This window comes from Microbacterium sp. NPDC087868, assembly GCF_044900755.1.
GTDB lineage: Bacteria > Actinomycetota > Actinomycetes > Actinomycetales > Microbacteriaceae > Microbacterium > Microbacterium galbinum.
In genome coordinates this window covers 645,065-657,388 of sequence record NZ_JBJDNO010000003.1, presented here as the reverse complement: position 1 = coordinate 657,388, position 12,324 = coordinate 645,065, and the positions used below count along the sequence as shown (strand labels likewise).

Below are 12,324 nucleotides of genomic sequence, written 5' to 3'. Positions count from 1 at the left end.
GGATCAAAACAGTGGATGCTTCCTGCGCAAGAAGTGATCTCCTCCCGTCGCGCGTAGGCCCACCCCGCGAAACCCCCTCAGCGCCGCCGAGCCCCCGCGGGGTGGTCGGCGCCGAGCCGGTCCGCGCCGTCGGTGCGCAGGCGCGAGCGCAGCGTTCCGTCCGACGGGCGTCCGCCGAACAGGCCCCGCTCGCGCAGTCGGGGAGCGAGCAGCGTCGAGAAGTCGTCGAGCGACCCCGGCGACAGGTACTGGTGCAGCAGGAATCCGTCGACCCCCGACTCCTCGACGAACTCTTCGATGTTCGCGGCGACCTCGTCGGGAGTGCCGATGAACCGGTCGTCGGCGAAGGCGGTCACCGAGGCGAAGCGGCGTCGCACGTCGCCCGCGGTGAGGGGCGGAGCATCCGATCGGGTCTGCTTCGTCTGCGTGTGATTCGTCGACTGCTTCACGATGGGCTCGTCGTCGGCGTAGGCGGCGAAGTCGATCCCGCTCCAGCCGGCGTACGCGGCGAGCTGGGCGTCGGCGTTGTAGTGCGACTGATAGCCGTCGAGCTTCTGCTGCACCTCGATCCGCGTGGGCGCGAGTACCGGGTTCATCCCGACGACGGCGCGGATCTGTTCGGGGTCGCGGCCCAGCTCGGCGGCGCGGGCGCGGATGCCGGCGAGCCCCTCCCGAATGGCCTGCGGATCGGAGTCGCCGACGAAGATCAGCTCGGCGTGCCGGGCGGCGAACTCGCGCCCGCGCGGCGACCAGCCGGCCTGGATCAGGTAGGGCGTGCGCTGCGGCGACGGCGGGCTCACGTGCGGACCGGCGACGCGGAAGTGCGCACCCTCGTGGTCGACGCGGTGCACCTTCGACGGGTCGGCGAAGCGCCGCAGCTCGCGACTGCCGACGTAGGCGTCGTCGTCCCAGCTGCGCTCCCACAGGTCGTAGACGACCTCGAGGAACTCGTCGGCCCGGTCGTAGCGGCTGTCGTGCGCGAGCACGTCGAGGCCGAAGTTCGCGGCTGCTCCCGGCAGGTACGAGGTGACGATGTTCCAGGCGATGCGCCCGGCGGTGAGATGGTCGAGCGTGCTGAAGCGGCGGGCGTGGGCGAACGGATGCTCGTACGTCGTCGAGACCGTCGCCCCGAACGCGATGCGTTCGGTGACCGCTGCGAGAGCGGGGATGTGCAGGAGCGGGTCGTGCGCGGGGAGCTCGACGCCCCACTCGAGCGCGGTCGCGGGGCCGCCGCCGAGCGTGTCGTACATGCCCAGCACGTCACCGAAGAAGAACAGGTCGAACTCGGCCTCTTCGGCGCGACGGGCGAGGTCGATCCAGTAGCGCAGGTCGAGTGCGCCGAGGCGCCGGTCATCGGGGTGGGTCCACAGGCTCACGGCCCCGGACCCGTTGCCGACGCACGCCTGCTCGTACAGGCCGAAGAAGAGGGGCTTCGTGTCGGTCATGCGCGGGCTCCCTCGAACGCGCTCCCTGAGCCCGTCGAGGGGCCCCGCCCCGCGGAACCCGCCTCCCACAGCATCCGTCCGTCGACCACCGTGCCGAGCGCCTCGGGCGCGCTCTCGACGATCTCGGCGAGCGCATCGCGCGGGTCGGCGGATGCCGTCGCGAACACCGCGAGGTCGGCCCGGGCGCCGTCGATCAGGGTGCCCGCCGGTGCGGGCCCGTCGGCGAGCCCGAGGGCGCGGGCACCACCGGCCGTCGCCGCGTGCAGCAGCCGGGAGTGCAGGTCGTCGGCCGAGTACCCCTGGGCGCGGGCGAGCCGGTGCAGTTCGGCGACGTCGTCGAGCACCCGCAGCGAGGGCGACGACGACAGCGAGTCGGTGCCCACCCCGATCGGATTGCCCTCGGTCAGGTACGCGGCGATGGGCGGGGCATCCAGTCCGATGACGGCGTTCGAGCGCGGACACAGCGCGACCGACACCCCGCGTTCGCGCAACAGGGCGCGGTCGGCGGCGTCGACGTAGATGCCGTGCGCCAGGTGCGAGTGCGGCGTGAGCACGCCGACCGTGTCGAGGTAGTGCACGACGCCGTTGCCCGATCCGTTACCCGAGAGCAGCTGCATGTCGGAGTGCCCGAGGCCGCGCCAGCGCTCGGCGAGGGGGCCGGTGCCGAACCGGGCGAACTCGTCTTCGGATGCCGACTCGGCGGCGTGGATGTGCAGACGCACGCCGTGCGCCTCGGCGAGCCGCTGCAGTTCGCGGAACACATCGGTGTCGAGCGAGTAGATCGCATGCGGCGAGAGGCCGGTCGCGGGAGGGGAGGGGAGCGCGTCGAGCTGGGCGAGCACGCGCTCGGGGCCGTCGTGCTGCCAGGCCGCGCGCTTCCAGCCGAACACCTCCCAGAACACGACTCCGTGCAGCCCGGCGTCATGCACCGCGCGCCCCGCCTCGGGGTCGGTGACGATCTCGGCGACGGCGGTCGTGCCCGACTCGATCGACAGGCGCACGCCCTCGGCGGCCGATGCCGCCCAGTCGTGCTCGACGCGGTAGCCCTTCTCGAACGCGAGAGCCCAGGTTTCGAAGCTCGGGTACTGCCCCCGTCCCACCGCTGCCATGTCGGTGTACTGCAGGTGCGTGTGGGCGTTGACGAGTCCGGGCGTGAGGGCGCCGTCCCATTCGCGGCGCTCGCCGATCGCGTCGCCGAGCTCGGCGGTGAGGGCGTCGTGCGCGCCGACCGCGACAATGCGTCCGTCGCGCACGGCGACCGCGCCATCGGCGATCGGGGGCGCGGCGACGGGCAGCACGGTGCGCGCGCGGTGGAGGGTGATGTCGCTCATGGTCGTCTCTCGGGTGTGCGGGTCGGGTCGGGTTCAGGGGGTGACGTCTCGGGGGCGCCACGAGGTCAGATAGTCGCTCTGCGCGGACGAGACGGCATCCAGTCCGCCGCTGAAGGCGCCGAGCGCCAGCGCGGCCACGCGGTCGTCGGCGCTGCGGGGCAGGATGTGCACCGCGGGCGTGAGGGTGCCGCGCCCCGCGAGCAGGTAGTCGACCGCCGAGAGCTGCACCCCGAACGACAGGTCCATGACCTGGATCGGATTGCCCTCGGCGGCGCTCACATTGATGCAGTGGCCGTCGTCGAGCACGCGGATGCTGCGCCCGTTCGCGAGCCGCAGCACCGACACCGCGCCGTGGCGCGACGTCTCGACCGCGCCGGCGTCGACGGCCGCGAGCAGCGAGATCTCCTGGAACGCCCCACCGCCGACCGCGACCGCGGCGCCCTCGGGCAGCCGGTCGAGGTGCTCGGTCGCGACGGTGTGCGCGATGCCGGTCGTCGAGATGAGCACATCGGCGTGGGCCGCGGCATCCGCCAACGGCTCGACCGCGTACCCGGCGAACGCCGCCTGCAGAGCGGCCACCGGATCGACCTCGGAGACGGTCACGCGCGCGCCGAGGGCGGCGGCGTGGCGGGCGACGCCGCTGCCGACGCGCCCGAACCCGACGACCACCACCTCGCTGCCGGCCCACGACCGGTCGAGCAGGTCGGCGACCGCGAGCACCACCGACTGGCCGGTGCCGTGCGCGTTGTCGAACAGCGACTTGGTGCGGGCGTCGTTCGCGGCGACGATCGGGATGCGCAGGGCTCCCTCGCGCTCCATCGTGCGCAGCGGGCGCACGCCGCTCGTCGTCTGCTCGGTCGCCCCGGCCATCGACCCCAGGATGCCGGGGCGCTCGGTGTGCGCGAGACGGATGGTCGCGGCACCATCGTCGACGATGACCTCGGGGTGGTGGTCGAGCAGGGCGAGCACGTTGTCGCGGTCTTCGGCGTCGGTCGCCCCGCGGTGCGCGTACGTCGGGATGCCGGCGTGCACGAGCGCCGCGGCCACCGCGTCGTCGGTGTCGCGCCCGACGCACGACACGGCGACGTCGGCACCGGCCTCGGCGAGCAGCAGGGCGACGGTCGCGGTCTTCGGCTCGAGCACGTCGGAGACGGCGATGCGGATGCCGCGCACCCGCCCGCTCTCGCGCAGCTCGGCCGCGAGAGCCGTCGTCGCGGGCATGAACTGCCGTGCCCAGGCGATGCGTTCGGTGCCCTCGCGCCAGAGGGTCGGGTCGTCTATGCGGCCGGTCATGCGAGCACCAGACGGGCGAGGTGGGTGTCGACTGCAACCGGGTCGCTGAGCTTGTCGAAGCGTCCCCCACTCTCGGCCCGGGCCGTGAGGATCGACAGGGCGATGAGCGCATCGGCGAGGAGGCTCGGCTGCCCGAGCGTCTCGAACACCTCCGGGGCCTCGACGACCCAGGTGCCGTCTCCGACACGGGTGACGAATGGACGAACCGTGTCGCCTGCCGACGGCACCAGGCCGCTCGCATCCACGGACGCGTCGATCAGCACCCCGGTCACGGATGCCGGGTCGACGGGGGCATGGCCCTCACCGGTCGTCAGCACGAGGTCGGCCACGGGCCACGGCTCGTCGACCGTGCGGGAACCGGCGAGGTGCGCGCGGAGGCGCACGACCGGATCGGCGATTCCGCGGAATACCCGGGTGCCGCCGACGGTGAGCGTGGCGGCGAGACGATCGGCGACCGGGCCGTCGCCGATCACGAGCGCGGATGCCGCGGGCAGCACGAGATTCGTGCGCCGGGCGAGCGCGCGCACGATCTGCTCGGCGCGCGCGTGCGCGAAGATCGCCGCGAAAGCGGGCAGGTCGCGGGGGTCGGGTGCAGCGGCATCCGACACGACATCCACGCCGAACGCCGCGCGCGCGGCATCCGCCACCTGCTCCGGCAACGCCGCGAACCGCCACGACACGGCGGCGGGCGCATCGCCCGGCTCAGCGAAAGGCGCCGGGAAGGCGGATGCCGCGGCCGCCGCCCACCGGAATCCCGGGGGCGTCACGGCATCCGTCGACGGGGTGCGGGAGGGGGCAGGGGTCACGGTCGCGACGCTATCCCTTCGCCGTCGCGCGCCGCCGGTCTGTGACCTCTCATGACGCGCGGGCGAGCGCCGCGGGCGCGCGTTGTCTAGCGTCGGGGCAATGAGCGAAGGCATCCGTCCCGAATCCGTCCCGCACGAAGTGCTCGAACCGGTGTACGACTGGACGGGCTTCGGCTTCGACACCCGCCAGATCCACGCGGGGGAGTTCGACGAACCCGCCCACGGGTCGCGCATCGCGCCGATCTACCTGAGCGCGGCGTTCCGCTTCGACTCGTTCGACGAGAGCACGCGCCGCTTCGGAGGCGAGGACGGACAGATCTACTCGCGCAACCTCAACCCCACGAACGAGGTCGCCGAGCGTCGCATCGCCGCACTCGAGGGCGGCGTCGGCGCCATCGTGGTGTCGTCGGGACAGGCGGCGATCAGCGCCGCGATCCTGTCGATCGTCGGCAACGGCGACCGGTTCGTCTCGACCGCGAGCATCTACAGCGGCACGCGCATCCTCTTCGGTCGCTCGTTCGCCCGCTTCGGCGTCGGCGTCGACTACGTGCAGGACCCGACCGACGAGGCCGAGTGGGAAGCTGCGATCGGCCCCGACACCAAGGCGATCTTCACCGAGACGATCCCGAACCCCAAGAACGACGTGGTCGACATCGCGGCGGTCGCCCGCATCGCCGAGCGCCACGGCATCCCGCTCATCGTCGACAACACGATCGGCACGCCCTACCTCGTGCGCCCGCTCGAACTGGGCGCGCACATCGTCGTGCACTCGGGCACCAAGTTCCTCACCGGCCACGGTGCCGCGATCTCGGGCATCGTCGTCGACGGCGGCACCTTCGACTGGGCCGGCAGCCCGCGCGACTACCCCGGCATCACCGACTCGCCGGCGCCCGGCGTGCCGAGCGCCCTCGAGACCTACGGCCCCCGCGCCTACGAGTATTTCGTGCGCGGCGGCATCGTGAACGATCTCGGTCCGGCGCTCTCGCCGTTCCACGCGTTCCTGCTGCAGCAGGGCATCGAGACCCTGTCGCTGCGCATGGAGCGGCACGTGTCGAACTCCCGCGCGATCGCCGAGTTCCTCGCTCAGCACCCCGCGGTCGAGTACGTCGACTACGCCGGGCTCCCGGGGCATCCGCAGCACGAGATCGCCCAGCGCACCCTCGACGGCCGCAGCGGATCGGTGTTCGCCGTCACCGTGCGCGGCGGGCGGGCCGGCGCCGAGATCTTCATCGACAGCCTGCGCGTGTTCAGCCGCATGACCAATATCGGCGACGTGCGCTCGATGGTGCTGCACCCGGCGACCACCACCCACCTCTCGTTCACGCCCGAACTGCGGGCCCAGCTCGGCATCGACGAGGGGCTCGTGCGGCTGTCGGTCGGCATCGAGACGGTCGCCGATCTGATCGCCGACCTCGATTCCGCGCTCGCCGCGGTGAGCGCGCACCTTTCCGGCGATCCGGATGCCGCAGAGGTCGCACCGTGACCGCCCGCAGCCAGTGGACCGGGGTCGCGACCCGCGAGGAGAACGCGCACTGGCGCTCCGTCGCGCAGGCCGTGGCCGCGGAGCTCGCGGTCGACGTGCTCGCCCGCGAACGCGCCGGCGCCGTGCCGCGCGCCGAGTCGGCGCTGCTGCAGCGCTCGGGACTCACGACCCTGCTCGACCCGGCATCGCTGGGCGGCGGGGGAGGCCACTGGTCGTCGGCATTCCTCGCGGTGCGCGAGATCGCCCGGGTGGATGCCGGCATCGCGCAGTTGCTGGGCTACCACTACGCCAACTCGGCCACGATCGCCCTGGTCGCGAGCGCCGACGAGCGCGACGACTGGTACCGCCGCTCGATCGAGGGCACGTGGCTCTGGGGAGACTCGGTCAACCCGGTCGATCCGACGCTCTCACTCACCCCCGACGGCGACGGGTTCCGGCTGGCGGGGGTCAAGCGCTTCTCGACGGGATCGTCGGTGGGCGATGTGATCCTCGTCAACGCGGTGGTCGATTCGGGTCCGGACGAGGGGCGCTTCGCCTTCCTCGTGCTGCCGGCGGGGCATCCGGGTGTCGAGGTGCAGGACGACTGGGACTTCCTCGGTCAGCGCCTGTCGGCCAGCAACTCGGTGCGGTTCACGGATGCTCCGGTCGGCCGCGAGCACCTGCTCGGCTTCGGCACCGACGAGTGGTTCCAGGCGCTGCTCACGCCCGCCGTGCAGCTGCTCTTCGGCAACCTGTACCTCGGCATCGCGCAGGGCGCGCTCGACCAGGCGCGCGAACTCACCAACGCGCGGCCGAACGCGTGGTTCCTCAGCGGCGCCGAGCGGTACCGCGACGACCCCTTCGTGCAGCGCCTCTACGGCGAGCTCGTCGCGCAGGTCGCCGCGGTCGAGGCGCTCGCCGATCGCGTGAACGAGGAGTACGACGGGGTCGTCGCGCGCGGGGCCGAGGTCGACGAGCAGGCCCGCGGCGACATCGCGATCCGCGTCGCGCAGCTCAAGGTCGTCTCGAGCGAGACGGCGACCGACGTCGCCCACCGGGTGTTCGAGGCCACCGGCTCGAGTTCCACCGCCTCGAAGATCGGCCTCGATGCGCATTGGCGCAACATCCGCACGCACTCGCTGCACGATCCCATCGACTACAAGAAGCTCGAGGTCGGCGCCGACTTCCTCCTCGGCATCCGTCAGCCCCTGTCCCTCTACACCTGACCTTTCTCCGGTCCCTGAGCGAGGCCCTTCGTGTCGCTGCGCTCCCTCAGGAACCGCGGCGCGACGAGACGAAGGGCCGCCACGCGATGCGTCGTCTGGATCAGCGGCGGATGCTCGGACGAGACAGGTCGCCGTAGTCGACGACCAGATCTGCGGCACCGCGCGGGTCGCACTGCTCGAGATAGATCCGTTGGCCGCCGACATAGCGTGCGTTCTCGGGGGCGGCGGGGTCTGCCGGGAGGCCATCGCGCGTCGCCATGCGGCGAGCGGACTCGCGGAACGGAACGTCGAGGAAGATCGTGAAGTCCCACGCATCGCGCAGCTCGGGGCGATGCAGGAAGATCCCGTCGACGATCACGAGCGACCCCGCCACCACCGCCTCGCGCGGTCCATCGAGCAGGTCGTCGGTGTCGACGTCGTGAGTAGCGCGGAGGAAGGTTCCCTCGTCGGTGCGGAAGGGCCGAACGACCTCTCGGTGGAACGCAGCGTAGTCGTAGGAGTCGCGCCAGAATCCTTCGGCCGAGTGCCGTCCGCGGCGGTATCGCTCCGCCCGGACCCGATGGAAGCCGTCGATCGAGATGCGCTCCACACGTGTGCGATCACGCAACGCGTCAGCGAGCTGATCTGCGAGCACGGTCTTGCCGGCACCGTCGACACCGTCGATTCCGACGAGGATGCTCGGCCCGGTCGGTGAGGGTAGCGGCACGGCATCCGCCAATTCGCGCAAGAACGTCGAGCGGTGATCTTTCATCGCGGGGCTCCTCGGTCGTGCGAACCGCACCAACCTGCCACGACTTCTCTGACAGACCCCTGAGCGCCCTCTCTCGGTTCCTGGGCGCCCTTCGTCTCGTCGCTTCGCTCGCTCAGGGACCGGTGTAGCTACCGGGTCTCGAGGTCGTGCAGGCGGGTCCAGAAGTGGTGGAGGCCGTGCTCCGACAGGGTGGCCGAGGCGCCGAGCGTCTCGAACAGCGCCCGAACGGCATCGCCGGCGAGGGGCACGAGACCCGCGGCCACGAGCTCGACATCGGCGACGGATGCCGTGCCCTCGTCGGCACGACGCAGCACCGACTCCGCGGCGGCGGAAGCCACGGCCGAGCGGGCGGCGGAATCGGCGAGAACCCGCAGGAACTGGGGGTCGTCGGCCGCGCGCTCGGTGTTGCCGTGCTGCTGACGGCGGGTGCGCGCGGCGGTCTGCGCGGCGCCCGTCTCGGTGACCTCGGTGATCAGGTCGGCGAGGTCGCGCACCAGCCCGGTGGCGCGGTCGGACGGCAGAGCGGAGGCGGGCATGGTGCTCCTCGGAGAAGAAGGCGGCGGGATGCTCCGACTGTATCGAACGGCATCCGTCGCGAACGTCATGCGCGTTAACAGGGACGCCCCCGCTCCCCGGTGCTGGATACGCTGAAGCCATGACCTCCCGTCCGTTCGGCTCCCTGGATTGGGCGCGGAGAACCCCCGGAATCCCGGCGCTCCTCGACGAGATCCGCCAGGCGAGCATCGCCGATGCCCCCGAGCTCCCGCAGAGCTTCTTCACCCGTCTCGCCGCCGCCGGCTTCGGCCGCATCCGCGTGCCCGTGGCCGAGGGCGGTCTGGGCGGCGATGTGCTCGACCTGCTCGACGCCCTGCTCGCGATCGCGGCGGCCGATTCCAACCTCGCCCAGGCCTGGCGCACCCACGTGCTCGCCACCGAGCGCCACGTGAAGTCGCCCGCCGGCCCGCTGCGCGACCGCTGGATCTCCCGCGTCGCTGCGGGTTCGATCATCGGCGGCGGCTGGACCGAGGCCGACGGCTCCGGCCCGAGCGTCTTCACCACCCGCCTCTCGACCGAGACCGGCGTCCCGCGTCTCACCGGACGCAAGTTCTACTCCACGGGCAGCCGTTACGCCGACTGGCTCGAGTACAGCGCGGTCGACGATGCGGGCGACCTCGTGATCGCGGCGCTGCCGGTGGATGCCGAGGGCGTCACGCTCCTCGACGACTGGACCGGCTTCGGCCAGCGCGCCACCGCCAGCGGAACGACCGTGCTCGACGGAGCTCCGGTCGATCCCGACGACGTCGCCCCGTGGCAGACGCAGCACCTCGGCACCCCGGGCTGGCAGCAGATGATCCTGCTCGCGGTGCTCGTGGGCATCGGCGAGGGTGCTCGCGCCGCGGCATCCGATCTCATCGACCAGATCGACCGCGCGCACGGCGGCTCCCCGATCCTCGTGCTCGAGGGCTACGGCCGCATCAGCGCGCTCGTCGCCTCGGCCCGCGCCTCGCTCGGCGAGATCGGTCGGCTGAGCGAGATCGCGCACCGGGCGATCATCGCCGGAGATGCGGATGCCGAGGCCCTCGCCGACAACGCGGTCAACGCCGTCTTCCAGGCGCAGGCCACGATCGTGCCGCAGGTCATCGAGGCCACCGACAAGCTCATGACGCTGCCCGCGCTGCTCGCCGATGGTTCAGAAGCCGTCGCCGAAGCGCAGAACCTGCGCAGCTCCCTGCGTCTCGACCGGTTCTGGCGCAACGCCCAGACCCTGTCGACGCACAACCCCGTGCTGCACCGCCTGCGTGCGATCGCCGACCGCGAGATCTACGCGATCGATCGCATCGCCGATCCCGCCGAGCGCGAGGCCGCCGTCGCGCAGTCGATCGCCGACGGCATCCGTCCTCTGACCGTCGTGCGGCTCGATGCCGCGCTCGCCGCCCGCCTCGCCGCCGACCCGCGCTCGCTCGATGCGGTGGCCGCGGCGTTCGGCGGTCGCGAGCCCGTGCTCTTCCAGTTCGACGAGCGCCCGGGCGCGCACTTCGACGCAGCCGTCGCGATTGCGACCCTGCTGCACCGCCTGCCGACGGCGTGGTTCGCCGTCGGCACCGGCGATCTGTCGCTCACCGGCCACCCGTACAACCTCGCCCGGCGCATCGCCTCGCTCGAGCAGCTCTCGGGCGGACGCACCGCCTGGGTGCTCGACGACGGCGACACCGAGACCGAGGAGCAGCGTGACCGCATCCGCGTGGTGCAGCAGCTGCTGCGCACCTGGCCGCGGGAGAGCATCGCCGCGGATGCCGGCGCCCGCCACTTCGCGCAGACCGAGAGCATCCGTCGCATCAACGCCGACGGCGCCTTCCCGACGGCGGGCCCGCTCAACGTGCCGAGCAGCCCGCAGCACCTGCCGGTGTTCGTGTCGTCGCGCAGGTTCGACGACGTGCACCGCTACGTCGACCTGCTCGTGCGCGACGACGCCTGGGTGCTGCCCTACGCGGATGCCGCGGGCCACCCGCTCGCGACCGGTCATGCGGTGGATGACATCGACGGACTGCTCGCGATCGCCGGTGCGCTGCCGCAGATCGCGGATGCCGCGTCGGATGCCGCTCCCCAGACCCTGCGCGCCCGGCTGCGGTTGCCCGCGCCCGCCCTGTACGAGCTCCCCGGAGCATCCGCCCGCTTCGAGCGCGGCAGCGAGACGGAGGCATCATGAGCGACGAGAACCGCCTGCTCACGGTCAACATCAACGTGCTCGGCGTCGGGCAGCGACCCGCCGCCTGGCGCGCCCCCGACATCCGCCCCGACGCGATCGTCGACCTCGCGCACTGGCAGAACGTGGCCCGTATCGCCGAGCGCGGTCTCGTCGACGCGATCTTCCTCGCCGACCGCCCGGCGATCACCGACCCGCGCAGCCGTCCGGTGCAGTACCTCGATCCGGGCGTTCTCGTGCCGGCGATGGCCGCGGCCACCGAGCACCTGGGCTTCGTGGCGACGGCATCCACCACCCTCAACGAGCCGGTCGAACTCGCGCGCCGCCTGTGGGCGCTGCACACTGCGACGCAGGGCCGCTTCGCGTGGAACGCCGTCACCAGCTGGGACGTCGAGGCCGTGCGCAACTTCGGCATCACCGAGGTGCCCGAGCGCGCCGTGCGGTACGCCCGCGCCGAGGAGTTCGTGACCGTCATCAAGCGCCTGTGGGAGACCGCGGGCACGTCGGACGTGGTGGATCACGACGGCTCGTTCTCGGTGCATGCCGGGCTCGAGATGGACGCCCTCGTGCCCGAGCGGCCGGCCATCGTGCAGGCCGGCGGGTCTGAGCCGGGCTGGCGTCTCGCGGGGCTCGTCGCCGACGGGGTGTACTCGGTCGACCACGACCTGGCATCCGCGGCGGAGCACCGTCAGAAGATCCGCTCCTACGCCGTCGAGGCCGGTCGTTCGGCCGACGACGTGCGGGTCTTCCCGGGTCTCGCGGTCGTGATCGGCAGCACCGAGCAGGAGGCTTGGGACCGCTTCGACCACTGGGAGCACCTCGCCCCCGCGACCTACAGCCTCAACGAGCTGTCGAAGGCGCTCGGTGCCGACTTCTCGGGGCTCGACCTCGACGCGCAGGTGCCCGAGAAGGTGCTGGCGGATGCCGAGGCGCAGGATGCCGGATGGTCGGCGGCGTACCGCCGGGTGCTCATCGAGCGGATCCGGTCGGAGCAGCCGACGATCCGCCGCCTGCTGCGCGACTTCGGCGGGTACGGGCAGCGGTTCCTCGCGGGAACGCCCGAGCAGATCGCCGACACGATGGAGGAGTGGTTCCGGGCGGGGTCGGCCGACGGCTTCAACATCATGCTCGACCTGTTCCCGTCCGGGTTGGAGGACTTCGTCGACCAGGTCGTGCCCGAGCTGCAGCGCCGCGGGATCTTCCGCCGCGAGTACGGCCAGGGCGGGGTGCTGGAGCGCTTCCGCCGGCCCTAGGCGGGCGGTTCGTGCCGCGCGGCGGGAGGAGATCTCGTGCTGTGCAGGAGGCA

At 72.1% G+C, this 12,324-nt stretch carries 10 protein-coding genes; 4 read left to right on the top strand and 6 right to left on the bottom strand.

Annotation, left to right across the window (positions count from 1 at the left end; genetic code table 11):
• Positions 1–77: 77 nt before the first annotated feature.
• From ACI2JZ_RS13295 to ACI2JZ_RS13280, 4 genes are read right to left on the bottom strand one after another with little or no spacing between them, the layout of a single operon-like run.
• The gene (locus ACI2JZ_RS13295) at positions 78–1,445 is read right to left on the bottom strand and encodes an NtaA/DmoA family FMN-dependent monooxygenase (RefSeq protein ID WP_404597982.1); all 1,368 of its coding nucleotides are present in this window, start codon (positions 1,443–1,445) and stop codon (positions 78–80) included.
• Positions 1,442–2,776, bottom strand: a complete 1,335-nt coding sequence (locus ACI2JZ_RS13290) for an amidohydrolase family protein (protein ID WP_404597981.1) — start codon at positions 2,774–2,776, stop codon at positions 1,442–1,444. Before ACI2JZ_RS13290 ends, ACI2JZ_RS13295 begins: the two co-directional genes overlap by 4 nt.
• Before the next feature lie 33 nt (positions 2,777–2,809).
• A complete protein-coding gene (locus ACI2JZ_RS13285) occupies positions 2,810–4,069 on the bottom strand; it encodes an adenosylhomocysteinase (RefSeq protein WP_404597979.1) in 1,260 nt (419 codons plus the stop codon).
• Positions 4,066–4,875: a hypothetical protein gene (locus tag ACI2JZ_RS13280; protein ID WP_404597977.1), complete on the bottom strand. Its 810-nt coding sequence runs from the start codon at positions 4,873–4,875 to the stop codon at positions 4,066–4,068. The genes ACI2JZ_RS13285 and ACI2JZ_RS13280 overlap by 4 nt, the downstream gene beginning before the upstream one ends.
• A 100-nt stretch (positions 4,876–4,975) precedes the next feature.
• Here ACI2JZ_RS13280 and ACI2JZ_RS13275 point away from each other — a divergent pair, with 100 nt between their 5' ends.
• Together ACI2JZ_RS13275 and ACI2JZ_RS13270 are read left to right on the top strand one after the other, a co-directional pair.
• The gene (locus tag ACI2JZ_RS13275) at positions 4,976–6,358 is read left to right on the top strand and encodes an O-acetylhomoserine aminocarboxypropyltransferase/cysteine synthase family protein (RefSeq protein ID WP_404597975.1); all 1,383 of its coding nucleotides are present in this window, start codon (positions 4,976–4,978) and stop codon (positions 6,356–6,358) included.
• Entirely contained in the window at positions 6,355–7,563 is a 1,209-nt protein-coding gene (locus ACI2JZ_RS13270) for an acyl-CoA dehydrogenase family protein (RefSeq protein WP_404597973.1), read from the top strand. Before ACI2JZ_RS13275 ends, ACI2JZ_RS13270 begins: the two co-directional genes overlap by 4 nt.
• A gap of 100 nt (positions 7,564–7,663) precedes the next feature.
• On the opposite strand, the gene ACI2JZ_RS13265 is transcribed toward ACI2JZ_RS13270, so the two are convergent.
• Positions 7,664–8,314, bottom strand: coding sequence for a uridine kinase (locus ACI2JZ_RS13265; RefSeq protein ID WP_404597971.1), 651 nt, complete (start codon positions 8,312–8,314; stop codon positions 7,664–7,666).
• Between the two features lie 128 nt (positions 8,315–8,442).
• Positions 8,443–8,850 carry a hypothetical protein gene (locus ACI2JZ_RS13260; RefSeq protein ID WP_404597970.1) on the bottom strand — a complete coding sequence of 136 codons (408 nt, stop codon included), beginning with the start codon at positions 8,848–8,850 and terminating at the stop codon, positions 8,443–8,445.
• A 119-nt stretch (positions 8,851–8,969) separates the two neighbouring features.
• On the opposite strand from ACI2JZ_RS13260, the gene ACI2JZ_RS13255 reads away from it, so the two are divergent.
• Both ACI2JZ_RS13255 and ACI2JZ_RS13250 read left to right on the top strand, forming a co-directional pair.
• A complete protein-coding gene (locus ACI2JZ_RS13255; protein ID WP_404597968.1) occupies positions 8,970–11,021 on the top strand; it encodes a hypothetical protein in 2,052 nt (683 codons plus the stop codon).
• On the top strand, positions 11,018–12,271 hold the full coding sequence (locus ACI2JZ_RS13250) for an LLM class flavin-dependent oxidoreductase (RefSeq protein ID WP_404597966.1): 1,254 nt from the start codon (positions 11,018–11,020) through the stop codon (positions 12,269–12,271). The genes ACI2JZ_RS13255 and ACI2JZ_RS13250 overlap by 4 nt, the downstream gene beginning before the upstream one ends.
• Positions 12,272–12,324 lie beyond the last annotated feature (53 nt).

Coding starts and splice junctions, on each gene's coding strand:
- ACI2JZ_RS13250 (WP_404597966.1), top strand. CDS start 11,018: ATGAGCGACGAGAACCGCCTGCTCACGGTCAACATCAACGTGCTCGGC.
- ACI2JZ_RS13275 (WP_404597975.1), top strand. CDS start 4,976: ATGAGCGAAGGCATCCGTCCCGAATCCGTCCCGCACGAAGTGCTCGAA.
- ACI2JZ_RS13260 (WP_404597970.1), bottom strand. CDS start 8,850: ATGCCCGCCTCCGCTCTGCCGTCCGACCGCGCCACCGGGCTGGTGCGC.
- ACI2JZ_RS13285 (WP_404597979.1), bottom strand. CDS start 4,069: ATGACCGGCCGCATAGACGACCCGACCCTCTGGCGCGAGGGCACCGAA.
- ACI2JZ_RS13295 (WP_404597982.1), bottom strand. CDS start 1,445: ATGACCGACACGAAGCCCCTCTTCTTCGGCCTGTACGAGCAGGCGTGC.
- ACI2JZ_RS13290 (WP_404597981.1), bottom strand. CDS start 2,776: ATGAGCGACATCACCCTCCACCGCGCGCGCACCGTGCTGCCCGTCGCC.
- ACI2JZ_RS13255 (WP_404597968.1), top strand. CDS start 8,970: ATGACCTCCCGTCCGTTCGGCTCCCTGGATTGGGCGCGGAGAACCCCC.
- ACI2JZ_RS13265 (WP_404597971.1), bottom strand. CDS start 8,314: ATGAAAGATCACCGCTCGACGTTCTTGCGCGAATTGGCGGATGCCGTG.